This is a genomic window from Amycolatopsis keratiniphila subsp. keratiniphila (assembly GCF_001620365.2).
Taxonomy (GTDB): Bacteria; Actinomycetota; Actinomycetes; order Mycobacteriales; family Pseudonocardiaceae; genus Amycolatopsis; species Amycolatopsis keratiniphila.
The window spans coordinates 56,639-80,052 of sequence record NZ_LQMT02000014.1 but is presented as its reverse complement, the minus strand read 5'-3'; the positions used below and the strand labels follow the sequence as shown (position 1 = coordinate 80,052).

Here is a 23,414-nt window from a genome sequence, read left to right as displayed (position 1 = left end):
GCATGGTGTCTCGCCGCAGCAGCAACGGAGGTGCCCGGATGAGAAACCCCACCGGCCTCGCCACCCTGGTGGCGGGCAAGGTGACCGAGACCGTGCGCAGCATCGACGTGATGCGGCAAGCGGGCCTGCTCCCGATCCCTCGGGTCGACGAGGGCCTGCGTTCGCTGGTCATGGTGCGGAAGTGGGGCCCGTTCGCCGGGGCGAACATGATCGCCGCCCGCCGCGACCCGACCGCGACCGGCATCATCGACGAACTGGGCCCGCTGACCTTCAAACAGCTCGACACCCAGTCGAACGCGCTGGCCAGGGCGTGGTCCGAACGCGGTCTCGGCCCGGGTTCGGTGATCGCCGCGCTGTGCCGTGACCACCGCGGTCTCGTGCTGACGATGCTCGCCTCGGGCAAACTCGGCGCCAAGCTGCTGCTGATGAACACCGGGTTCGCCAAACCCCAGCTCGCGGACGTCGCGAAGCGTGAAGGCGTCACCGCGCTCGTCTACGACCAGGAGTTCACCGACCTGCTGGACGCCGTCGAGGGCGACGTCGAGCACTACCTCGCCTGGGTCGATTCGGACACCGCGCGCCCGGCCGGCATCCCGGTCGTCGCCGAACTGGTCGCCAGCACCGATGACCGTCCGTGGCCCGCGCCCGCCAAACCCGGCGGGTTCATCCTGCTGACCAGCGGCACCACGGGGACACCGAAAGGCGCGCCGCGGCCGCACACCTCCGCGCTCGCCTCCGCGCAGTTCCTCGACCGCATCCCGCTGCGCACCGGCGAGGCGACCTACATGGGCGCGCCGCTGTTCCACGGCACCGGGTTGTCGCAGTTCATCCTGTCCTTCGCGCTCGGTTCGAAGGTCGTCATGCGGCGCAAGTTCGTGCCGGAGGAGACGTTGCGCGGGGTGGCGGAGAACCGCTGCACCACGCTGGTCCTCGTGCCGACGATGCTGCAGCGCATCGTCGACCTGCCCGAGGAGATCCGCGCCAAGTACGACACCTCGAGCCTGCGGATCATCTTCGTCGCCGGCTCCGCGCTCTCCCCGGATCTCGGGAACCGCGCGACCGCCGCGTTCGGGGACGTCGTGCACAACCTCTACGGCTCCACCGAGGTCGCCGTGGCGACGGTCGCGACACCCGAGGACTGGCGCAAGGCACCGGGCACCGTCGGCCGCGCGCCGGTGGGCTGCAAGGTGGCGCTGTACGACGAAAAGGGCGGCAAGATCACCGAGCCGCATGTCACCGGCCGGGTGTTCGTCGGCAGCGGGCTGAGCTTCCAGGGCTACACCGACGGGCGCAACAAGGAGATCATCGACGGGTTGCTCTCCAGTGGCGACGTCGGCCACTTCGACGAGGACGGCCTGCTGTTCATCGACGGCCGCGACGACGAAATGATCGTCTCCGGCGGAGAGAACGTCTTCCCGATCGAGGTGGAGAACCTCCTGGTCGAACGCGAGGACGTGATCGAAGCCGCGGTCGTCGGCGTCGAGGATCCCGAGTTCGGGCAGCGGCTGAAGGCGTTCGTGGTGCGGGCCGAGAAGTCGGAGCTGGACGTCGACGGCGTGCGCGAGTACGTCAAGGCGAACCTCGCCCGGTACAAGGTGCCGCGTGACGTCGAATTCCTCGACGAGCTTCCGCGCAACGCGACCGGGAAGGTGCTGCGCAACAAGCTGCGCTAGTACTCCCAGTCGATGCCGAAGACGCCGGGGCCGAAGTCGAGCGCGACGGCGTGGACACCGTTGCCCTGGTCCGGCTTGAGCTCTTTCCGGTCCATCGGCGACGTGCCTTGGCGCGAATACTGCCAGCATTTCGCCGGGCTGGACTCCGGATCGAACCGGACCTCCAGCAGGTACTCGCGCACGGGACGCCGGAACTCGCGATAATGCGTGTTCCGGCATTCCGGGTACGGCGGCCCGGGATTGGTCAGCGAGTACTCGATCAGGTGAGTCTCGCCGCGATCGATGGGCCGGTCGAAGAGCAGTTCGGCCACTGTGAGCCCGTGCTCGTCGTCGACCTCGGCGCGGCCGACATGGCAGTTGCGCAGCGTGTTCAGCGCCGGCGGCCCCGCTTCCGGGTCGCCCTGGGCGTAGACCAGCAGCCAGCGGTCCTGCCCGTCCGCGCCCGCCTGGAACACCGCCCGCGCGGTCACCGCGCGTTGCCCGCCGTCCTCGGCGATCTCGCACAGGTCGTGCAGGCCGACGAGTTTCAGCTGATGGTGTTGTTCGAGCGCGTTGGGCGCGCCGACCTTCTCCAGCAACGCCTGGAGCGCTTCGAGCGGGAAGGTCAGCGGCTGCTCGGTGGTGGCCCGGCTGCGGCGTGACGACGCCCCGCGCGGCCGCGGTGGCGGCAGCAGGCTGAGCAGCGATCCGGCGGGGATCGCCAAAACCTCTTCGAGAACCCGGACGGCGGACAGCGAACTCTGCCGTTCCGGTTGACGTTTGCCCGATTGCCAGTAACTCAGCGCGGTCACGCTCACCGACGCGCCGCGCGCGAGCAGCCGGGCTTGGATACGGTCGAGGCTCAGGCCGCTCGTCGCGATGGCCGAGCGCAACGCGGTGGCGAACGCGGTACGCGGTTGATCCTCATCGTCCGTGGTCACTCGGTCCGCCGCGCTCCCCGCCACCATATGCTGCCCGACCGCCCCCGTCTGCCGTTCCCTGACACCGCCCGGTTGATAACAACACGAATAACTTTAACAGTCTGAGGTAACGCTTCAGGGGCGCCTTCTGCCAGGCGAAAACGACTTTCCGGACGAGCGTCATTACTCTGTATGGCCTAGTACTGGTAACTGTGAATCATTGCCCGCCCACCTGGGCACCGGCTTGCATGGCTCTCAACGACGATCATCCTCCCGGGTGATCCGCACGGTGCGGCAGGAAGGGAACCAGTGAGCAAGTCCCGGAAGAACCTGAAGTCCCGAAAGACCCGTAGCGGCCTCGTGGCGGGAGTCGCCCTCGCCGGTGTGACCGCGGCGGTCGCCACGTTCGGCGCCGGCGCGGCCAACGCCGAGCAGCAGGGCGAGATCCGCGGCGCGGGTGCGGCCAACGCGGTCGGCGGCAGCTACATCGTCGTCCTCAAGCCCACCGCCGTCGGCCAGGGCGTGGCCGCGGCGAGCGAGATCACCGCGAACGTGGCCGCGAAGGCGCAGGGCCTCACCGGTCAGTACGGCACCACGCTGTCCCGCACCTTCGGCTCGGCGCTGAACGGCTTCTCGATCAAGGCCGACGAGGCCGCCGCGAAGCGCCTCGCCGCCGACCCGCAGGTCGCGTACGTCGTCCAGAACAAGACGTTCAAGATCAGCGAGACCCAGGACAACCCGCCGTCGTGGGGCCTGGACCGGGTCGACCAGGCGGACCTTCCGCTCGACAACAAGTACACCTACCCGGTGAAGGCCGACAACGTCACCGCTTACGTCATCGACACCGGTGTCCGCGGCTCGCACAAGGACTTCGGTGACCGCGCCACCGGCGGCAAGGACTTCGTCGACAACGACGACACCCCCAACGACGAGCACGGCCACGGCACGCACGTCGCCGGCACCATCGGTGGCACGGACCACGGCCTGGCCAAGGGCGTGAAGATCGTCGGCGTCCGCGTGCTGGACGCCAACGGCAGCGGCACTACCGAGGGTGTCGTCGCCGGGGTCGACTGGGTCGCGGCGAACGCCAAGGGCCCGTCGGTCGCCAACATGAGCCTGGGCGGCGGCGCGGACGACGCCCTGGACGCGGCGGTCAAGGGCGCCATCGACAAGGGCGTGACCTTCGCGCTCGCGGCGGGCAACGAGTCCTCCGACGCCGGCACCACCTCCCCGGCCCGGGTGAAGGAGGCCATCACGGTGGCCGCCAGCGACAAGACCGACAAGCAGGCCAGCTTCTCGAACTACGGTTCGGTCGTGGACCTGTACGCGCCGGGTGTCGACATCACCTCGTCGTGGGCGACCGGTGACGACGCCACCAACACCATCAGCGGTACCTCGATGGCCGCGCCGCACGTCGCCGGTGCCGCCGCGCTGTACCTCTCGGCGCACCCTGACGCCACCCCGGCCCAGGTCGCCGAAGGTCTCGTCGGCGCGGCCGCGGACGGCAAGATCAGCAACCCGACCGGTGGAACGGCCAACAAGCTGCTCCAGGTCAAGTAAGGCCCTCGCGGACAGGCTGCCCCCGGCGAACTCCAGGCGCCGGGGGCAGCCCCGTGTCCAAGGGGATCCCAGACTTGTTACCAACGGGTAAGCTCCTGCCCATGGTGCTGCGGAAGAACATCCTGATCACCGGGGCGAGCTCCGGACTCGGCGAAGGAATGGCCAGGCAGTACGCCGCGAGAGGCCGCAATCTGGCACTGGCCGCCCGCCGGGTCGACCGGCTCGAAACCCTCGCCGCGGAGCTCAAGAAGGCGTACCCCGGCATCACCGTGGTCACCCGGAAGCTCGACGTGAACGACCACGACCAGGTCTTCGCCGTCTTCGAGGAGTTCCGCGAGGAACTCGGCTCCCTCGATCGCGTGATCGTGAACGCGGGGCTCGGCAAGGGACAGCGGATCGGCACCGGCCGCTTCGACGCGAACCGCGAGACCCTCCAGACGAACTTCCTCGCCGCGGCGGCCCAGATCGAGGCAGCGGTCGGCATCTTCCGCAAGCAGAAGAACGGCCACCTGGTGGTCGTGTCCTCCTTCCTCGCTCTTCGTGGCGTACCCGGCAACGCCACCGCGTACGCCGCCTCCAAGGCGGGAATCTCGTCGTTCTCCGAGGGCACCCGGATCGAGCTGCTGAAGACGCCGATCAAGGTCACCACGCTGCATCCCGGGTTCATCGAATCGGAGATGAACGAAGACATCTCGAAGCTTCCGGGCGCGGTCAGGGCGGAGCCGGGCGCGCAGGCGCTGGTGAAGGCGATCGAATCCGAGACGGCGAAGGCGTTCGTGCCGACGTGGCCGTGGAGCGTGCTCTCGAAGCTCTTCCCGTTCGTCCCGGCTCCCTTGCTGAAGAAGTTCGGATGACCGTCACGGACAAGACCGTCGAGGTACGCGGAGAGGACTCGTTCGACCCGGCCGCGGTGCACGCCTGGCTGGTCGCGCGGGTGCCCGGGCTCGGCGATGCGCCGCCCGGGGTCCGCCAGTTCCCCGGCGGCGCCTCGAACCTCACGTACCTGCTGACCTATCCGGATCGCGAGCTGATCCTGCGGCGCCCGCCGCTGGGGCACAAGGCCGCGTCCGCGCACGACATGCGTCGCGAGTTCCGGGTCCAGCAGGCGTTGCGGCCTGTCTTCCCTTACGTGCCGGAGGTTCTCGCCTTCTGCGACGACGAAACCGTGCTCGGCGGCGACTTCTACGTGATGGAGCGGCTCGAAGGCCTGATCCTGCGCGGAGATCTGCCCGCCGGTTTCGACCTGTCGCCCGAGAGTGCGCGCGAACTGTGCGGCAAGGTCGTCGACCGGCTGGTCGAGCTGCACGCCGTCGACGTCGAGGCAGCCGGGCTGGCCGACCTCGGCAAGGGCGCCGGTTACGTCGAGCGCCAGGTGCGCGGCTGGTCGGAGCGGTTCCTCAAGGCACGCACGGAGAACGTCCCGGACTGCGCCGAAGTGATGGCGTGGCTGAAGGACAATCAGCCGTCCGAGGTGAAGATCTGCCTGATCCACAACGACTACCGCCTCGACAACCTGGTGCTCGACGACGATCTCGACATCGTCGGCGTGCTCGACTGGGAGATGGCCACCCTCGGCGATCCGCTGATGGAACTGGGCAGCACCCTGGCGTACTGGGTGCAGGACGACGATGACGACGTCATGAAGCTCAGCCGTCGCCAGCCGACGCACCTGCCGGGGATGTACACGCGCGAGGAATTCGTGCGACGGTACGCGGAGCGGTCCGGCCTCGAAATCGGCGACTGGACGTTTTACGAGGTGTACGGCCTGTTCCGGCTCGCGGTGGTGATCCAGCAGATCTACTACCGCTACCACGCGGGGCAGACGACCAATCCGGCGCTGAAGGATCTCTGGCAGTTCGTCGGCTACCTCGACGGCCGCTGCCGCCGGATCATCGCGAAAGGACACGCGTGATGGGCGCGATCTACCTGGTCCGGCACGGGCAGGCGTCGTTCGGCGCGGAGAACTACGACCAGCTCTCGCCGCGTGGCTTCGAACAGTCCACTGTGGTCGGTGAGGAACTGCTCCGGCGCGGCGTCGAGTTCACCCAGGCGCGAGCGGGTTCCCTTGCCCGCCAACGGGACACGGCCGCGACGGCGCTGAAGGTGCTCGGCTCCGGGATCGCCGTCGTCGAGGACGAACGCTGGAACGAATACGACCACGTCGACATCGCGAAGTACCACGCCGCCGGTGTCCAGCAGACCGACTCGCGGGCGTATCAGGCCGCATTGGACGGTGCCCTGAACGCGTGGGTGTCGGCGGGGGATTCGAGTCCGTGTGCCGAGACCTGGCCTCGGTTCCTGGAGCGGGTCAAGGGCGCGCTGGCCGATGTCGTGGCTTCGCTGGGCAAGGGCGAGCACGCCGTCGTCTTCAGCTCCGGCGGGGTGATCGCGACGGTCTGCGGCGCGCTCATGGGCACGCCGGAGGCGGGGCTGCTGAAGCTGAACCGGGTCACCGTGAACGCGGGCATCACCAAACTGGTGTCCGGCCGCGGCGGGGTGACCCTGTTGTCGTTCAACGAACATCCGCATTTCGAGGCGGAAGCCGCCCAATTGCTCACTTATCGCTAGTGTCGCGCACCGGAATGCGGCACACGATTCGGCGGCCCAGCTTCCCGCTGGCGGCATTGCCGGTCCGCCCGAGTACAACCCGGTACGAGGACGAACCGGCAACACCGCCAGCGGAAACCTGGATCCACCGACTCATGCACCGCATTCCGGTGCGCGACACTAGGAGACACGCGATGGCGTTCGGCGAGGTCACGGTCATCCCGGTCAACGGGCACGGTCCCGAGGACGTCGTGGTCGACGACCAGGGGCGGATCTACACCGGCGTGGACGACGGGCGGATCCTGCGCGTCACGCCGGACGGCAAGCGGATCGACGTCCTCGGCGACACCGGCGGCCGTCCGCTGGGTCTGGAGTTCTACGGCGAAGACCTCCTGATCTGCGACGCCAAGGCCGGTCTGCTCACCATGCCCCTCGCGGGCGGCCCGGTCACCACGCTGGCGACTTCGGCGGTGGGGCTCGACTTCGTGTTCTGCAACAACGCCGCCGTCGCCTCCGACGGCACGGTGTACTTCACCGACTCGTCGCGCCGCTTCGGCATCGAGAAATGGCGCGACGATCTGATCGAGCAGACCGGCGGCGGCCGGCTCCTGCGCCGCACTCCGGACGGGAAGATCGAGCAGCTCGCGGACGGTTTCCAGTTCGCCAACGGCGTCGCGCTGCCGCCCGACGAGTCCTATGTGGCCGTCGCGGAGACCGGCGCCTACCGGGTCGCGCGCGTGTGGCTCACGGGCGACAAGGCGGGCACGCGGGACTACCTCGTCGACGATCTGTGGGGTTATCCCGACAACATCTCGACCGGCAGCGACGGGCTGATCTGGATCACCGTGGCCAGCCCGAAGGTCCCCGCGCTTTCCTTGGTGCAGAAGCTCCCCGCGCCGCTGCGGGCCGGGGTCCGGGCGCTGCCGACGGCCCTGCAGCCCGCACCCGCGCGGGAATGCGGGGTGCGGGGCGTGACTCCGGACGGGAAGCTCGTCCACGAACTGCGCGGGGAGATCGACGGGTTCCACGTGCTCGTCGGCGTCCGCGAGCGGGCCGGGACCCTCTACTTCGGCTCCCTGGAGGACAACGCGATCGCGGTGACGTCAGTCTAGGCAGAACTCGTTGCCCTCCGGGTCGTTCATCACGATGAAGCCGAGGCTCAACGGCTGCTCGGGCTCGAAGCGCTTCACTCGCGTCGCGCCCAGGGCGACGAGACGGTCGCATTCGGCTTCGAGCGCCGCCATGCGCTCGTCTCCCTGCAGCCCGGGAGCGGCGCGGATGTCGAGGTGGACGCGGTTCTTCGCGATCTTGTCCTCCGGGACCTGCTGGAAGAAGATCCTCGGCCCTTCGCCCGCCGGGTCTTCGAGGGCCGAGCGGCTGTTGCGCTGATCCACGGGCACGCCGACCCGCTCGAGGAACTCGTCCCACGCGTCCAGCGGGTCGGTGCCCTCGGGCACTTCGACCCCGGGCGGGCCGGGGTGGACGTAGCCCAGCGCGTCGCGCCAGAAGGTGGACAGGGCTTTCGGGTCGAGGGCGTCGAAGCTGACCTGGAATTCGCGGCTCTTGCGGTTCATGGGATCACTGTGACACGCCTAGCGGACAGGATCGGTCCGCTATCTCTGGCAGAGTGGGTGACATGGAGGACGAGCGGGGGACGACCGAGCGGGTGCTCACCCTGCTCGGGCTGTTGCAGCAGCGTGCCGTGTGGACCGGCCCGGAGCTGGGGGAGCGGCTCGGGGTCACGCCGCGCACGATCCGCCGTGACGTCGAGCGGCTGCGCGCGCTCGGTTACCCGGTGCAGGCGAGCAACGGGGTCGGCGGGGGCTATCAGCTCGGGCCCGGCCACGACATGCCGCCGTTGCTGCTGGACGACGAGGAGGCGATCGCCACCGCGGTCTCGCTGCTCGCCGGCGCGGGCAGCGGGGAAGCCGCGCTGCGGGCTCTGACGAAACTCGACCGGGTGCTCCCGACCAGACTGCGGCACGAGGTGAGCGCGCTGTCCGGCTCGGTGGTGGCCTTCGACGGAAGCCGCGCGCCGATCGATCCCGACGTGCTGATGACCCTGGCCCGCGCTTGCCGCGACGAGGTCGAAGCGTCTTTCGGGTATCCGTCGTCGGGCTCTGCTTCGCGGCGGGTTGAGCCGTATCGTTTGGTGGCCTCGGGACGGCGCTGGTACCTGCTCGCCTACGACCTCGACCGCGACGACTGGCGCACCTTCCGCGTCGACAAGATGACCGAGGTTTCCGCGCGGTCGTGGCGTTTCCGCCCGCGCGAGGCGCCGGACGCGGCGGCGTACGTGCAGGAGAACATCGCCAGCCGCGTCTACCGGCACCAGGCCCGGTTTTTGGTGCACGCGCCCGCTCCGGTCGTGCGTTCACAGATCCCGGCGTCGGCCGCGGTGGTGCGGGAACGGGGCCGGTCGCGGTGCGAGGTTTTGAGCGGGGCCGGGGATCTCGATTTCCTGCTGATGCACGTGGTGGTGCTGGGGCATGCGTTCGAGGTGATCGAGCCGGTGGAATTGGGGGAGCGGTGCCGGGTTCTGGCCGATCGGTTGCTGAGTGCGGCCGGTTCTTTGGCTCCGCATTCAGTCGACTAATTGCGGTGTGGGGCATTTAGTCGGCTAAATGCTAGTCGCTCAGGGTGATTCGACGTTGGTGACTGTTTCACCCGTCAGTGTTGTCGGTGCGAGTTGGCTTGTTGCTGAAAATTACGAACACATGTTCGACGGATTTGCGGTATTATGGAGAAGTGTCCGAGACCTTCCTCCCCGAACTGCCGCAGGAGCTGTGGCGCGCCGGCAAGCTGGAGCTCGCGCATGGCGTGCAGCAGTTCTTGCAGGTGATTCGCATGGCCACTACCGGGTTGGGGCAGTTTCTGGCGGAGATCGAGAATCGGGGCGCGAAAGACTTATACGGGCACGGCAGCACGGCCAGCTGGTTCGCGGAGATCGCCGGGTTGTCGCGCGGCGAGGCGGGCGCGGTGGTGAAGCGGGCTCTTGCGCTGAATCCCACCCGTGCTCTGGATGGCACGGAGGTTCCGCCTGTCGCTCCCTGCACTGCCGCTGTCGCTGCTCAGGGGTTGGTCGGGGATGAGCGGATCGATCAGATCCTGGAGATCTTGAAGCGGCTCCCGGTCGACACCTCCGCTGAGGATCGGGAGACTGCGGAGAAGATCCTCGCGAACCTCGCCCCACACGCCGGACCCCGCCAGCTCACCGAAGCCGAAGCGAAACTGCTGGGTTGGCTCAACCCCGACGGCAACGAGCCGAAGGATCCCGAGCCCAAAGAACCACGTCGCGAGATCACCCTGGAACGCCGCAAGGACGGCTTCTGGAAGCTCACCGGCCTCCTCGACGACGAGACCGGCGCCCGGACAGCGGCCGCGCTGGAAGCACACGCCCAGCCACGCCCGGTCGACGAGTTCGGTCAGGCGGATCTGCGGATGAAGTGCGAACGCATGGGCGACGCCTGGGCCGAGCTCCTCGATCTGGCGATCGCCTGCCCGGATCAGCCGGGAACCAGCGGCTACCGGACCTTGGTGCACGTCACGATCGGGCTGGAGGAGTTGAAGTCCGGTCTCGGGACCGCGTGCCTGGACTTTGTCGGGACGATGACCGCGCGGGAAGCTCGGCTGGCGGCCTGCGACTGCTTGATGTTGCCGGTCGTGATGGGTGCTTCGGGTGAGCCGCTGGATATGGGGCGCCTGCGAAGATTCGTCACGCCCGGCCAACGCCGAGCGTTGAACATCCGCGACGGGGGCTGTGCCTTCCCAGGATGTCATCGGAAGCCCAAGAACTGCCACGCTCATCATATCGAGCACTGGGCCGACGGCGGACCGACCGATCTCCGGAACTTGGTGCTGCTCTGCGGTTTTCATCACCGGTTGATCCACCACGGTGACTGGGAAGTACGCATGGCGGCCGATGGGTTACCGGAGTTCATCCCACCTCAATACCGGGATCCGCTCCGACATCCCCGGCGTAACACGCTTCATCACGTCTGAACCCCGAGGAGCCCGCCAGCCAGCCCAGGCGACGGGCCCCTCGGCATGCCCAGCGCCGGTGACCGTGTGGATTTCTGGTCATCCAACGCCCCAAAATCCACACAGTGCATCGCCCGAAAGGCCGACGCCCGACAGAGCGACGGTCAGCGAAAGAGCTCACCGACCGGTCCACTGAGGCGAACGCCCAGCCGTCCAGGCCGCATAGAACTCCCCGTGATCCTTCGCCGTCATAAGCAAAGCCTGCGTGATCGCCTCCAGCTCGATGGAACTCCCCAAATCCATGTCGAGCTCACGCGTCAGCAGCACCTTCGTCGTGCTGTACGCCAAAGCCGGCCCGTCGGCCAAACGCCGCGCCAAAGCAGAGGCGGCAGTGGCCAAGTCGGAGTCGGGAACGACCTGAGAAGCCAGTCCGATGGCCTCGGCCCGGGTGGCGTCGATCTTGTCGCCCAGCATCAGCAGTTCCGTCGCCCGGCCCAGCCCGACCAGGCGTGGCAGCAGGTACGCCGAGCCCATGTCCGCGCCGGCCAGGCCGACCTTCGTGAACAGGAAGGCGAACTTCGCCGACGACGCGAGCAGCCGGAAGTCGCTCGCCAGCGCGATCACCGAGCCCGCGCCCGCGGCGACACCGTTCACCGCGGCGATCACCGGGATGGGGCATTCCCGCAGAGCCTTCACCACCGCGCCGGTCATCCGCGTGAACTCCAGCAGTTCCGCGGACTCCATCTTCTGCAGCTCGCCGATGATCTCTTCGACGTCGCCGCCGGAGCAGAAACCCCGCCCCTGCCCGGTGATGATCAGCACCCGGACGTCGCCCCGATGCGGCAGTTCGGCCAGCAGGTCACGCAGGTCGGCGTAGCTGTCGAAGGTGAGCGCGTTCAGTTTGTCGGGGCGGTTCAAGGTGACCGTGGCAACGCCGTCGTCCACGGCGAACTCGAAATGCTCCCAGTCCGTCGTGATCGGCGGCGTGGCGCGGAACGGGCTCATGACTGGATCCCACCTCCATCGAGGACGAGTGTCTGTCCGTTGATCGCGGCCGCCTTGGGCGCCGCGAAGAAGGCCACCGCGTAGGCGACCTCGTCGGGTTCGAGCAGGCGGCCGAGCGGCGACGCGGCGGCGAGGGCGGCTTCCGCGTCGGCTTCGCCGCGGCCGGTCCGTTCTTGGATCCGGGCGACGGAGGCGGCCGTCATATCCGTGCGTACGAAGGCCGGGCAGACGGCGTTCGCGGTGACGCCGGTGCCCGCCATTTCCGCGGCGGTCGCCCGCATCAGGCCGACGGCGGCGTGCTTCGACGCGGTGTAGCCGGCCGTGTAGCGGTAGCCGATATGCGACGCCGTCGAGGCGACGGTGACGATCCGCCCGGTGTCGCGCGCCCGCATGCCGGGCAGAACCGCCCGTGTGCACAGGAAAGCGCCGGTCGCGTTGACTTCGAGCTGGGTCCGCCACTGCTCCAGCGAGGTCTTCGCCAGCGGGGCGCTCGCCGAGATCCCGGCGTTGTTCACCAGCACGTCCACCGGCCCGAGACCGTCGAAGTACCGCGCGACGGCGTCTTCGTCGGTGACGTTGCAGTCGGCCCGGCCGGGGGCGTGCACCTTGTCGCCTGCGGCCCGGAACCGGGCGGCGATGGCCGCGCCGATCCCGCGGGTCCCGCCGGTGACGACGACGATCCTGCTCACTCTGCCTCCACCCGGCGCAGCGCGCGCCGATCGAGTTTTCCGTTGGCGGTGCGGGGGAGTTCGGTCACGAACACCACCTCGCGCGGGTATTTGTGCTTCGCCAGGTGGGCCCGCGCGTGGTCCTTGAGTTCCTCGGCCGTGACGGAAGCGCCCTCCGCCAGGACGACGCACGCCCGCGGGACGACGAGGCCGTCGACGGTCACGCCCAGCACCGCGCAGTCGACGACGGCGGGATGACCGATGAGACAGTCTTCGATCTCGCTCGGCGCGACGAACACACCGGACACCTTCAGCAGGTCGTCGGCGCGGCCGTGGTGGTGGAAGTACCCGTCGGTGTCGCGGCTGAACAGGTCGCCGGTGCGCAGGGTGTCGCCGTGGAAGGTCCGCGCGGTCTTCTCCGCGTCGCCGTGGTACTCGCGGGCGATGGTCGGGCCGGTCACCTCCAGGGTGCCGATCTCCCCGTCCGGCAACGGATCGCCGCTCTCGTCCAGTACGCGGGCGGTGTAGCCGGGGACCTCGCGGCCGAGGCTGCCGACCCGCTGCGCGCCGGGCACGTTGGACAGATAGATGTGGTACGCCTCCGACGAGCCGATCCCGTCGATCACCGGGACACCGAACAGGTTGTCCCACTTGCGATGCAGCTCGGACGGCAAGGCCTCACCCGCCGACGTCGCCAGCCGTAGCGAGCTCATGTCCACAGTAGACGCCGCGGGGTGGGCGATCATCGCACTCATCATGGTCGGCACGTTGACCAGGATCGTCGGCCGGTAGCGCTCGATCAGCGAGAACAGCAGGTCGGCGGTGCTGCGCTGCGGGAAGACGATGCCGGACGCGCCGACGCCGAACGGGAACAAGGCCGTCAAGTCGCGCGCGTAGCCGAAGAACAGCTTCGGCACGGCCAGCACGCGGTCGTCCTCGCGGAGACCGAGCACGCCGAGCGCGTACCGGTCGAAGCTTTCCAGCGCGCTGCGCGCCGGGTGCACGCACGCCTTGGGCGCGCCGGTGCTGCCGGTGGTGAACTTCCAGATCGCGACGTCGTCGAGTGTGGTCGGAGCGGCTTCCAGCTCGTCCGATGCCGAGGCGGTCAGCGTGGAGAACGAGTGCTCGCCGGGCAGCAGCTCCACGTCGCCGACGACCAGCAGGTTCCGTGCCCCGGCTTCGCGCAGCGCGGGCAACGTCGAGGCGTCCGCGATGACGACGACGGCCTCGGTGTAGCCGAGGTAGTACGCGTAATCCTTGGGCTGCAGGAAGGAATAGACCTCGGCGGTGACCGCGCCGATCTTCTGCGCCGCGTACCAGACGGCCACGAACTCCACGCCGTCGTTCAGCGCCAGCAGGACCCGTTGTCCACTTCGGACACCGAGTTCGCGCAGCACGTTCCCGGCCCGGTTCACCAGCGTCCCAAGCCGCGCATAGGTGATTTCCTCGTCGCCGCACAGCAACGCCGTCCGATGCCCGGGAAGGCGGTCCACGAAATGGGTCGCCAGATTGAAGGTCATACCAGCTCCCGGATCGCTTCGACCAGGATGTCGGTGAGCACCGAGAAGGTCTTCTCGCCTTCCTCGGCGGTCGCCTGGGCGGGGGTTCCGCAGTAGGCCTCGGTCATCCCGGCCGAGGCGAAATCCGTGACCCCGCCGCGCGCCAGGTCGACGTGGACCGCGGGCAGTCCGCGCTGGACGGTGGCGTCGACGAGATCCGGCCGATCGGCGAGCACCAGCGACGTCTCGTACTGCCCGGCATGGCATTCGCCGGAGCGGAACTCTTCGGTGAGCCGCGCGGCGTACCGGCGGCGGACGAGGTCGACGAAGCCGACGCCCGCCGTCTCCGCCACCCGCCGCAGCACGGCAAGATGCGCCGGTTCGAAATGATTGTTGACCAGCAGGATCCGGGTGAGTCCCTGTTCGGTGAGTGCTTCGCAGATCTCGGTCAGCAGCGCGTACAGGGTCTCTTCGCCGATCGAGACGCCGCCCGCGAACCCGGCGGCGAACCGCGTCACCCCGTACGGCACCTCGGGCAGGATCAGCACGCGCAAGCCGGGATCGCCTGCCAGCCGCGCGGCGGCGCGTTCGCACATCCCGCGCGAGATCAGGGGATCGGTGCCCAGTGGCGCGTGCGGTCCGTGCGGCTCGACGGCGCCCACCGGGAGCAGCAGCACGGGAACGCGCGCGTCGGACGCGAGCGCGGCCACCTGAGGTGAGCTCAACTCCGCGAAGTACGTCACTCGAATCAAGCTACACCGCAGCGGCCTGAGGTGTATAGAGTTGCGCTCATGCCCGATTCGGCCCCGCCCCACGGCGACCCAGGCCCCCAGGAGCTGGTGATGACGCTGCTCGGCACCTACGTGTCGCCGCGCGAGAGCCGTCGTGTCTGGTCCGGCGGCCTGGTCGGTGTGCTCGCCGGGCTCGGCTTCTCCGACGGCGCCGCGCGGATCGCGCTGGCCAGGCTCGCCCGGCGCGACCTGCTCGCGCGACACAAGGCGGGCAGGCTCGTCCACTACTCGCTGACCCGCCGCACGATCGCGCTGCTGGAGGACGGCGACCGCCGGATCTTCTCCCTCGGCAGGCGCGAGCGCGAGGTCGGGCAGTGGACCGTGCTGTGGCAGAGCATCCCGGAAAGCCGCCGCCAGGCCAGGGAGCGCTTGGTGCGGCGGCTGCGCTTCCTCGGTTTCGGCCCGGTCCAGGACGGCACCTGGATCGCCCCGCACGATCGCGAGGCCGAGGTGCTCGCCCTGCTGGCCGAACTGGACGTCGCCGAACACGCCGGGCTGATGCTCGGGAAGCCGTCGGCGGGTCTCGATGTGCGGCGGTTCGCCGCGCGGGCGTGGAACCTCGACGGCCTCGCCGCGCGGTACGACGCTTTCGTCCGGGATTTCGGCGGATATTCAGGCGACCTGCCCGACGCCGAGGCGTTCCAGGTCCGAACCTGGCTGACGCATACGTTCCGCGCCTTCCCGTCGCTCGATCCGGAACTTCCGGTCGGGCTGGTGCCCGCTCCGCCGAGCCGGGCGGCGGCGGTCGAGTTGTTCCATGATCTCTATCAGGCGCTGGCCCCGGCGGCGCAACGCCATTTCGACGAGGTGACAGAAAAGTGACAGGTGACCGGAAGGGGCTCTTGATCTTTTCGGGGTCGCGCCGTTTTCGGCCGGAAGGCCCCGTGATCGCGATGGCAGGGCGCCGTCGTGGGCAACGTGCGCTGATCGGGAAGAGTGCGCCCTGGCAGCGCGATCACGGTCGGCGCGATATCGATGGAGTGACAGAAAAATGAACGACACTCAGGCCGCATTGAGTTACACGTCCTACCTTTCGCTGGACGAATTGCTGGACGCCCAGCATCCGCGGTCCGACGAGCACGACGAATTGCTCTTCATCGTGATCCACCAAGTGTATGAACTTTGGTTCAAACAAGTTCTCCACGAGGCGCTTTACCTGCAGGAGCAACTCGAAGCGGGTAACACCGCTCACGCCGTCCGCACTTTGCGCCGAATCCTGACTATCTTCAAGGTGGTGGTCGCGCAGATCGATGTGCTCGAGACGATGACTCCGAGCCAGTTCACCAGTTTCCGTGCGCGACTCGACGCGTCGAGCGGGTTCCAGTCTGCTCAGTTCCGTGTCCTGGAGGCCGTCCTCGGCCGCCGGGACGAGCGGGTGTTCGCGCATTACCCCGAAGGCGGTGAACAGCGTGCCCAGATCGCGGACGCGATGTCACGGCCGTCGCTCTTCGACTCCTTCGTCACCTACCTCGCGGTGAAGGAGTACGACGTCCCGACCGGGCGCGATGTCACCAAGCCACTCGAACCCTCTCCGGCGCTCCAAGAGGTTCTGTTGCGGGTGTACCGCGACGACACCGGGCCGTCCGTCGTGGCGGAGCACCTGGTCGATCTGGACGAAGGGATGCAGGAGTGGCGGTATCGGCACGTGAAGATGGTCGAGCGCACCATCGGAGACAAGACCGGGACGGGGGGTTCGTCGGGCGCGCACTATCTGCGTACGACGCTTTTCTCCCCGATGTTCCCGGATCTCTGGGCGGTGCGGAGCAGGCTTTGACGAACCTCGACGAACTCCGCCGCGATCCCAACGCGCTCGCGGAGCACTACCAGGCCTTCGGTGTGGCGGACCGGATCCTGCTCACCGGGCACTCGCATCAGGCGTGGCCGGACGTCGCGCGGGAAGGTCTTCTGGAAGCCTTCGCCGACGCGGCCGAAGAGGTCGACACGAAATGGGACCGTGCCTTCGCGAAGGCCGACGAGATGCGGGCCGGGTTCCGGGCGCTGCTCGGTGATCCGCACGGCGCCATCGCGCTCGGTGCCAGCAGCCACGACCTGGTGATCCGGTTCCTCTCGGCGATGGACCTGCCTCGCCGTCCCCGTCTGGTCACCACCGACGGCGAGTTCCACACCCTGCGTCGTCAGCTGGGCAGGCTGGCGGAGGAAGGCGTCGAGGTGGTCCGCGTCCCCGCGGCGCCGGTCGCCACGCTGGCCGAACGCGTCGCGGCCGAGGTCACCGAAGACACCGCCGCCGTGCTCGTCTCGGCGGTGCTGTTCGAGACCTCCCGGCTCGTGCCGGGCCTCGCGCATCTCGCCGACGTCTGCCTTTCGAAGTCGGTGAACCTCGTCGTCGACGCCTACCACGCGCTCGGCGTCGTCCCGTTCTCGCTGCACGACCTCGGGCTCACCAACGCCTGGGTGCTCGGCGGCGGATACAAGTACCTCCAGCTCGGCGAGGGCAACTGCTTCCTGCGGATGCCCGCGCACGCGCAGGAACTGCGGCCGGTCGTCACCGGCTGGTACGCCGAGTTCGGCGCGCTCGCGGACGAGCGCCGGCCCGGCCAGATCGCCTACGCCGCCGGATCGGACAGGTTCGCCGGAGCGACCTACGACCCGACGAGCCACTACCGGGGCGCTCGCGTCTTCCGGTTCTTCGCCGAGCACGGGCTCACGCCCGAGTTCCTGCGCGAGGTGTCGCGGCACCAGGTGGGTTTCCTCGCCGAGGGCTTCGACCGGCTCGGGCTGCCCGAGGACGTCGTCACCCGCGACCGGGAAACGCCGCTGGACCGTATCGGCGGCTTCCTGTCGCTGAAATGCGCCGACGCCGGTGCGCTGCAGGCCGCGCTCGCCGAACGCGGTGTCCGGACCGACAGCCGCGGCGTGTACCTGAGGTTCGGGCCGGCGCCATATCTGTCCGACCGGCAGCTCGATTCCGCGCTCCATGTCCTTCGAGAGGTCGTCAACGGCTGAGACACCTCGGCCCCGGCTTGGCGAACGGACCGGGGCGATCTAGGTTTGCGATGTGGCACCGTCGCCGCCGGACGACCTTCGTCGGGGACTGTGCCTTGTTGCAGGAACTTCGCACGTGAGCCACAAGCAGCGTGCACTCCAGGACAAGGAGTCACCACAGTGACCGAAGTGTTCGGCCAAGGTACCGGCCATGAACAGGTCGTCTTCTGTCAAGACCAGGCCACCGGCCTGAAGGCCATCATCGGGATCTACTCGACGGCGCTCGGGCCGTCGCTGGGCGGGACCCGGTTCTACCCCTACGAATCCGAAGACGCCGCGCTCGCGGACGTCCTCGCGCTGTCGAAGGGGATGGCGTACAAGAACGCGCTCGCCGGGCTGGACCTCGGCGGCGGCAAGGCCGTCATCATCGGCGACCCCCAGAAGCACAAGACCGAAGCGCTGCTTCGCGCCTTCGGCCGGTTCGTCCAGACGTTGGGCGGCCGCTACATCACCGCCTGCGACGTGGGCACCTACGTGCAGGACATGGACATCGTCGCCCGTGAATCGGAGTTCGTCACGGGCCGCTCGCCGGAGAACGGCGGCGCCGGCGACTCCTCGGTGCTCACCGCTTTCGGGACCTACCAGGGCATGCGCGCCTCCGCGGACGCCGTCTGGGGTGTCCCGGAACTCGCGGGCCGCAAGGTCGGCGTCGCCGGGGTCGGCAAGGTCGGGCACATCCTGGTCGGACATCTGATCGAGGCGGGCGCGCAGGTGGTCATCACCGACGTCTCGCCCGCGGCGATCGAACGCACCCGCGCGGCGTACCCCGGGGTCGAGGTCGTCGAAGACCTCGACGCGCTGATCCGCACCGAACTCGACGTCTTCGCGCCGTGCGCGCTGGGCGGGGTGCTCACCGACGAGACGGTCGGCCTGCTCCGCTCCAAGATCGTCTGCGGCGCGGCCAACAACCAGCTCGCGCATCCGGGCGTCGGCAAGCAGCTCGACGACCGCGGCATCCTGTTCGCGCCGGACTACCTGGTCAACGCCGGTGGCGTGATCCAGGTCGACGACGAGCGGCACGGCTTCGACTTCGCGCGCGCCAAGCGCAAGACGACGGCCATCTTCGACACCACCAAGGCGGTCTTCGCGCTGGCGAAGGCCGACGGTGTCCCGCCGGCGACGGCGGCGGACCGGCTGGCCGAACGCCGGATGGCCGAGGTCGGCGGGTTGCGGTCGATCCTGACGGTGTAGCTCCCCTGAACGCGGCCCCCAGAACGCTATGAACGGTCCGTTCCTTGCAAGGAACGGACCGTTCATGGCACTTGGGCGCGCCCGGGGACTCAGCCGCCCGGTGCCGCCTCCCGGAGCGGCCCATCCCCACGGTGCCGGCGTTGTGAAAGCCACTTTCGCAACCTTCAACGTTGCGAAAGTGGCTTTCGCATCACCGGATCCGCGCAGCGACAGCGAGGAAGCACGTTCCCCGACGGGTGCGAGTCGGAACCGGCTTGGATGACGCGAAAGCCACTTTCGGGACACCAGATGTCTCGAAAGTGGCTTTCGCGTCATGTCCGTCCAGCCGGACGCGAGAGGACCGACCGGGGACTCAGCCGCTCTTGCGACGGAAGGTGCGCTTGTTCGCCGCCGGACCGTGCGCGTGCAGGTTCTTCCCGCCGCCGTTCTCGTGCGACGAGCCGGAGCGGGCCTGAGCCTGCTTGCGCTCCAGGGCCTCGCGGAACTTGCGCTTCGTGTCGTCCTCTTCGCCATCCGCCGGGGACGGTGCGGGTTCAGTCATTCTTACCTCCGAGGTGACGACGTGTGACCACGCCAGCCTGTCAGGAACCGACCGGCTTGGCGAGTCGATTTACGTCACCTGGACGGCGCGGGCAGCTGGACCGGGCCGCCGAACCGGACCCGGTCCCGCAGCAGCGGATGCCAGCAGTGATCGCACAGCAGGATCGGCTTCAGCCGGTTGCCGCAGTCCACGTGTTCCAGCGTGATGTCCGGCTCCTGGCCGGGGACCTCGAAACCCCGCGACCATTCGGCGATGAAGGCCAGTGCGGGGAAGAACGCGAGGCCTTTCGCCGTCAGCCGGTAGTCGTGCGCGTCGGTGCGGGTCTTCGCGATCCCGGTCCGCAGCACGCCGACGTCCACGAGTCTCGAAAGCCGGCCTGAGAGCACGCTCGGCCCGATGCCCAGTTCGCGTTCGAACTCCGAGAAATGCCGTGCCCCGAGCAGCGCGCTCACCACGACCCCGGTCGACCATCGGTCGCCGAGGAGTTCCATGGTGTCCGGGAAGAACATCAGCGGATCGCCCGCGAGGGACTCGGCGTCCTTGCGGCGGAAGCGTTTCGACGCCGTCGCCTCGACGACGCCGGTGTCGTCGAGCCGTCGCGCGCGGACGTCGCGGGCGTCGACCCGGCGTTCGCAGGAGGCGCAGCCGAGCGGCGCCGAGGTGGCCAGCTCGCAGTCGAGATGGATCAGCGTCGGCAGTACGGCGCGCCGTCCCTCGACCCATTCCCGTTCCCACGCCCAGATCGAGATCAGCAGCGGCCACAGATCGAGGCCGCGTTCGGTGAGCCGGTATTCGTGCCGCGTGCGGCGCGCGTCCCGGTACGGCGTGCGGACGAGCACGCCGGCGTCGACCATGTCGCGCAGTCGCCCGGACAACGCGGTGGGGGAGATGCCGAGCCGCAGCCGCAGTTCCTCATAACGGCGGAAGCGCAGGAAAAGGCTCTGCAGGATCAGCAAGGTCCACTGATCCCCGAGCAGTTCGAGCGCGCGGCGCAGTGGATCGCCCGCCGGTCTGACGCGGTGCGCCGTCGCCTCTGTCACGTGCTTCCTTCCGAGGGGGAGTCGCGGTCAGCGTACTACTGACTACAGCAGTAGGAGCCTATTGACACCTGACTACAGCAATCGTAGTGTCTCGGCCATGACGAGCACCTCCGAGCAGCCGGTGCTGGTGGCAGCCCCCACCGGCGAACCCGAGGTCAACCCGTACCTGATGGGCGTCTACGCCCCGGTCGGCGAGGAGATCGACGCGAGCGATCTCGAAGTCATCGGCAAGATCCCCGCCGACCTCAACGGCGTGTACCTGCGCAACGGGCCGAACCCCCGGTTCGAGCCGGAGGGGCGCTACCACTGGTTCGACGGCGACGGCATGATCCACGCGGTCCATCTGGAGAACGGCAAGGCCCGCTACCGCAACCGCTGGGTCCGCACCAAGGCGTTCGAGGCCGAATCCGAAGCGGGCAAGGCGCTCTGGAAGGGCGTCATGGAATCGCCAAAGGGCAACCCGTTCGGCAACACGCACGGCCTGAACGTCAAGGACAGCGCCAACACCGACCTGACCTTCCATCGCGGCAAGGTGCTCTCCACCTGGTACATGTGCGGCACGCCGTACTCGGTCGACCCGCTTTCGCTGGAAACTCTTGGCGCCGAAGACTTCCTGGGCACGCTGGTCGGCGACATGATGGCCCATCCGAAGGTCGACGAGCGCACCGGCGAGATGTTCTGGTTCGACTACGGGCCGCGCCCGCCGTACCTGCGTTACGGCGTGATCAGCGCGGACGGCAAGGTCGCGAGCACGACCGACATCGAACTCCCCGGCCCGCGCCTGCCGCACGACATGGCGATCACCGACAACCACGCCGTCCTGATGGATCTACCGCTGGTCCAGGACAGGGAGGCGGCGCGCAACGGCCGTCACCGGCTGTTGTTCGACCGGTCGCTGCCGAGCCGGTTCGGGGTTCTTCCTCGCTACGGTAACGGTAGCCAGATCCGCTGGTTCGAAGCCAGCCCCTGCTACATCTACCACGTCGTCAATTCCTGGGAGCAGGGCGAGGAAATCGTCCTCGACGTCTGCCGCGTCCAGCGCCCGCAACCGCGCGCCGACGCCCGAACCCCGCTCGCCAAGATGCTGTCGTACCTGCGGCTGGACGCCTCGCTGCACCGTTACCGGTTCAACCTCCGGACCGGGCAGTGTCTGGAGAACCAGCTCGACGACGACAACACCGAATTTCCGTCCGTCGATTCGAGGGTGGTCGGCGGCCGGAATCGCTTCTCCTACGCGGTGCACATCTCGCCGGAGTCGACGCTCAAGTTCGACGGCCTGGTGTGCTACGACAATCTTGCCGGCGTCAAGACCGAATACCGTTTCGGTCCTGGCCGGTGGGGCAGTGAGGCGCCGTTCGCACCTCGCGACGGCGCGGCCGCCGGTTCCGCCGACGGCTATCTGGTGACCTTCGTCCAGGACGAGCGTGAGGGGCGCTCGGAGCTGGACGTCTTCGACGCCGCCGATCTCGCTGCCGGACCCGTGGCCAGGGTCCTGTTGCCCCAGCGTGTCCCGCTCGGTTTTCACGCGACCTGGGTACGAGCGGACCAGCTGGAACCTTCCCGTGATCGATGATCCCCGTCGCATTCGCCCACCGGAGGGGTGTGGGCAGGTGTGTCAGGGCCGGAAAGCCGCGTCCGGGTCGCCCCTTCCAGGGGGTGGGGCGACCCGGACCCGGCATCGCGCACGAAACGCCGGGCCGCTCCGGCGAGCGCGCCGACCGCGGTCGCGGCGGCGAACACGGCCGCGGCGAGCCCCGTCTCGGCGGTGAACTGGAGCTCGCCGAGCGTTCCGGCGGTGAATCCCGAATGGACACCCCAGGCGATCACCGCCGTCCCGGCGGTCGCGGTCAGTCTCGTCGCGACACCGGTGACGAGTAGGACGAAACCCAAAGCCAGCAAGGAAAAGACGTGATGTCGGGCCGAACCGAGGAGTCCGGCCACCGACGCCGCGACGACGACGGAGGCACAACCGAACGGGAAGCCGAAACACTCGGTTTTCCTCATCCGCCCAGTCAACTCCGCGTCACCGGCCGTGCCGCGGGCGAGAACGCGTTCCCTACGGCTCCGCGCGGAACTTTGACGGAATCCTGACCCCGCTCAGGCTTTCCGCGCGTGCGCGATGATCGCGCCGGCGATCGCGGGCCACAGCTGCCGCGGCAGTTCGTGCCCCATACCGGGGAACAGCAGCAGTTCCGCGTCCGGGATCGCCTCCGCGGTCGCCTTCCCGCCGCTGACGTCGATCAGCGGGTCGCTCTCGCCGTGGATGACGAGCGTGGGGACATGGACGTCGCGCAGCTTCGCCGTGCGGTCACCCGAAGCGACGACGGCGGCGGCCTGCCGCAGCGCGCCCGCGGGGTGATTCGCGCGGTCGTAGTTGCGAGTGGCCTTCATGCGCAGGAACTCTTCGTCGGACGGATGGCCGGGCGAACCCACGAGCCGGAACCATTCGATGCCGTCTTCGATCGCCTGTTCCCGGGTGGCGGCGGGCGGGCGCGTCAGCCCGGCGAGCGCGGCGGGCTCCGGATGCCCGACCGACGGATCCCCGGTGGTCGACATGATCGACGTGAGACTGAGCAGCCGCTCCGGCGAGTCGATCGCGAGCTGCTGCACGATCATCCCGCCCATCGACGCGCCGACGACGTGCGCGCGGGCGAATCCGAGCGCGTCGAACAGCCCGGTGACGTCGGCGGCGAGATCGGACAGCAGGTACGGCGCGGAGGACAGGTCGCCCGCGGCGAGCGCGGCCAGATCCGGCGCGGGGAGATCGTCCAGATAGGACGAAAGGCCGATGTCGCGGTTGTCGAAGCGGACGACGTGGAATCCGCCCTCGGCGAGCAGTTCGCAGAAGCCGACCTCCCACGTCACCATCTGGGCGCCGAGTCCCATCACCAGGACCAGTGGCGGATCCGCGGGGGAGCCGAAGGTGTCGTACTCGAGTTCGAGACCGTTCACACGCGCGCGGGGCATGGCCCGATCCTGCCGGAAGCCCCCGCCGTCCGACCAGCCGAATGCGGAT

General features: G+C 68.6%; 23 protein-coding genes. 13 read left to right on the top strand and 10 right to left on the bottom strand.

What is annotated here, in order from left to right; translation table 11 throughout:
• Positions 1-38: 38 nt before the first annotated feature.
• Positions 39-1,673 carry an acyl-CoA synthetase gene (locus AVR91_RS15595; RefSeq protein ID WP_063271651.1) on the top strand — a complete coding sequence of 545 codons (1,635 nt, stop codon included), beginning with the start codon at positions 39-41 and terminating at the stop codon, positions 1,671-1,673.
• Here the strand turns inward: AVR91_RS15595 and AVR91_RS15590 are convergent.
• Positions 1,670-2,620, bottom strand: a complete 951-nt coding sequence (locus AVR91_RS15590) for a hypothetical protein (protein ID WP_143254012.1) — start codon at positions 2,618-2,620, stop codon at positions 1,670-1,672. The two genes, AVR91_RS15595 and AVR91_RS15590, sit on opposite strands and share 4 nt — an antisense overlap.
• A 261-nt stretch (positions 2,621-2,881) precedes the next feature.
• Here AVR91_RS15590 and AVR91_RS15585 point away from each other — a divergent pair, with 261 nt between their 5' ends.
• The 5 genes from AVR91_RS15585 (at position 2,882) to AVR91_RS15565 (ending at position 7,791) form a co-directional block, all read left to right on the top strand.
• Positions 2,882-4,132, top strand: coding sequence for a S8 family peptidase (locus AVR91_RS15585; protein ID WP_083737585.1), 1,251 nt, complete (start codon positions 2,882-2,884; stop codon positions 4,130-4,132).
• A gap of 101 nt (positions 4,133-4,233) precedes the next feature.
• Complete coding sequence (locus AVR91_RS15580; RefSeq protein WP_063271650.1) at positions 4,234-4,986, top strand: SDR family oxidoreductase; 753 nt, start codon at positions 4,234-4,236, stop codon at positions 4,984-4,986.
• A complete protein-coding gene (locus AVR91_RS15575) occupies positions 4,983-6,044 on the top strand; it encodes a phosphotransferase family protein (protein WP_063271649.1) in 1,062 nt (353 codons plus the stop codon). The genes AVR91_RS15580 and AVR91_RS15575 overlap by 4 nt, the downstream gene beginning before the upstream one ends.
• Positions 6,044-6,700, top strand: coding sequence for a histidine phosphatase family protein (locus tag AVR91_RS15570; RefSeq protein ID WP_063271648.1), 657 nt, complete (start codon positions 6,044-6,046; stop codon positions 6,698-6,700). The genes AVR91_RS15575 and AVR91_RS15570 overlap by 1 nt, the downstream gene beginning before the upstream one ends.
• A 173-nt stretch (positions 6,701-6,873) precedes the next feature.
• A complete protein-coding gene (locus AVR91_RS15565; RefSeq protein WP_038517668.1) occupies positions 6,874-7,791 on the top strand; it encodes an SMP-30/gluconolactonase/LRE family protein in 918 nt (305 codons plus the stop codon).
• Here the strand turns inward: AVR91_RS15565 and AVR91_RS15560 are convergent.
• Positions 7,783-8,253, bottom strand: coding sequence for a VOC family protein (locus AVR91_RS15560; RefSeq protein WP_016332146.1), 471 nt, complete (start codon positions 8,251-8,253; stop codon positions 7,783-7,785). The genes AVR91_RS15565 and AVR91_RS15560 overlap by 9 nt on opposite strands.
• A 62-nt stretch (positions 8,254-8,315) precedes the next feature.
• On the opposite strand from AVR91_RS15560, the gene AVR91_RS15555 reads away from it, so the two are divergent.
• A complete protein-coding gene (locus AVR91_RS15555; protein ID WP_063271647.1) occupies positions 8,316-9,275 on the top strand; it encodes a helix-turn-helix transcriptional regulator in 960 nt (319 codons plus the stop codon).
• A 152-nt stretch (positions 9,276-9,427) separates the two neighbouring features.
• On the top strand, positions 9,428-10,681 hold the full coding sequence (locus AVR91_RS15550) for an HNH endonuclease signature motif containing protein (protein ID WP_076857351.1): 1,254 nt from the start codon (positions 9,428-9,430) through the stop codon (positions 10,679-10,681).
• Between the two features lie 156 nt (positions 10,682-10,837).
• On the opposite strand, the gene AVR91_RS15545 is transcribed toward AVR91_RS15550, so the two are convergent.
• Genes AVR91_RS15545 through AVR91_RS15530 form a run of 4 tightly spaced genes read right to left on the bottom strand, consistent with a single transcriptional unit; the run spans position 10,838 to position 14,575 of the window.
• Positions 10,838-11,665: an enoyl-CoA hydratase family protein gene (locus AVR91_RS15545; protein WP_063272760.1), complete on the bottom strand. Its 828-nt coding sequence runs from the start codon at positions 11,663-11,665 to the stop codon at positions 10,838-10,840.
• Positions 11,662-12,354, bottom strand: a complete 693-nt coding sequence (locus AVR91_RS15540) for an SDR family NAD(P)-dependent oxidoreductase (protein WP_063272759.1) — start codon at positions 12,352-12,354, stop codon at positions 11,662-11,664. The genes AVR91_RS15545 and AVR91_RS15540 overlap by 4 nt, the downstream gene beginning before the upstream one ends.
• Positions 12,351-13,853 (bottom strand): benzoate-CoA ligase family protein, encoded by a 1,503-nt coding sequence (locus tag AVR91_RS15535; protein WP_063272758.1) that lies wholly within the window; start codon positions 13,851-13,853, stop codon positions 12,351-12,353. Before AVR91_RS15535 ends, AVR91_RS15540 begins: the two co-directional genes overlap by 4 nt.
• Positions 13,850-14,575 (bottom strand): creatininase family protein, encoded by a 726-nt coding sequence (locus AVR91_RS15530; RefSeq protein WP_063272757.1) that lies wholly within the window; start codon positions 14,573-14,575, stop codon positions 13,850-13,852. Before AVR91_RS15530 ends, AVR91_RS15535 begins: the two co-directional genes overlap by 4 nt.
• A gap of 48 nt (positions 14,576-14,623) precedes the next feature.
• On the opposite strand from AVR91_RS15530, the gene AVR91_RS15525 reads away from it, so the two are divergent.
• The 4 genes from AVR91_RS15525 to AVR91_RS15510 all read left to right on the top strand — a co-directional run bounded on the left by AVR91_RS15525 (position 14,624) and on the right by AVR91_RS15510 (position 18,817).
• Entirely contained in the window at positions 14,624-15,445 is an 822-nt protein-coding gene (locus AVR91_RS15525; RefSeq protein ID WP_063272756.1) for a PaaX family transcriptional regulator, read from the top strand.
• A gap of 169 nt (positions 15,446-15,614) precedes the next feature.
• Positions 15,615-16,397 carry a tryptophan 2,3-dioxygenase gene (locus AVR91_RS15520; RefSeq protein ID WP_016332154.1) on the top strand — a complete coding sequence of 261 codons (783 nt, stop codon included), beginning with the start codon at positions 15,615-15,617 and terminating at the stop codon, positions 16,395-16,397.
• Positions 16,394-17,587, top strand: coding sequence for a PLP-dependent aminotransferase family protein (locus AVR91_RS15515; RefSeq protein ID WP_063272755.1), 1,194 nt, complete (start codon positions 16,394-16,396; stop codon positions 17,585-17,587). The genes AVR91_RS15520 and AVR91_RS15515 overlap by 4 nt, the downstream gene beginning before the upstream one ends.
• Before the next feature lie 159 nt (positions 17,588-17,746).
• Positions 17,747-18,817: a Glu/Leu/Phe/Val family dehydrogenase gene (locus tag AVR91_RS15510; protein WP_063272754.1), complete on the top strand. Its 1,071-nt coding sequence runs from the start codon at positions 17,747-17,749 to the stop codon at positions 18,815-18,817.
• A gap of 352 nt (positions 18,818-19,169) precedes the next feature.
• Here AVR91_RS15510 and AVR91_RS15505 read toward each other — a convergent pair whose 3' ends face one another.
• Positions 19,170-19,358: a DUF5302 domain-containing protein gene (locus tag AVR91_RS15505; protein ID WP_016332157.1), complete on the bottom strand. Its 189-nt coding sequence runs from the start codon at positions 19,356-19,358 to the stop codon at positions 19,170-19,172.
• A gap of 74 nt (positions 19,359-19,432) precedes the next feature.
• A complete protein-coding gene (locus AVR91_RS15500; RefSeq protein ID WP_063272753.1) occupies positions 19,433-20,398 on the bottom strand; it encodes a winged helix-turn-helix transcriptional regulator in 966 nt (321 codons plus the stop codon).
• 97 nt (positions 20,399-20,495) lie between these two features.
• On the opposite strand from AVR91_RS15500, the gene AVR91_RS15495 reads away from it, so the two are divergent.
• Positions 20,496-21,971, top strand: coding sequence for a carotenoid oxygenase family protein (locus tag AVR91_RS15495; RefSeq protein WP_063272752.1), 1,476 nt, complete (start codon positions 20,496-20,498; stop codon positions 21,969-21,971).
• On the opposite strand, the gene AVR91_RS15490 is transcribed toward AVR91_RS15495, so the two are convergent.
• Together AVR91_RS15490 and AVR91_RS15485 are read right to left on the bottom strand one after the other, a co-directional pair.
• Positions 21,920-22,402, bottom strand: a complete 483-nt coding sequence (locus AVR91_RS15490) for a hypothetical protein (RefSeq protein WP_063272751.1) — start codon at positions 22,400-22,402, stop codon at positions 21,920-21,922. The two genes, AVR91_RS15495 and AVR91_RS15490, sit on opposite strands and share 52 nt — an antisense overlap.
• A 93-nt stretch (positions 22,403-22,495) precedes the next feature.
• A complete protein-coding gene (locus tag AVR91_RS15485) occupies positions 22,496-23,365 on the bottom strand; it encodes an alpha/beta fold hydrolase (RefSeq protein WP_063272763.1) in 870 nt (289 codons plus the stop codon).
• Between the last annotated feature and the right edge of the window lie 49 nt (positions 23,366-23,414).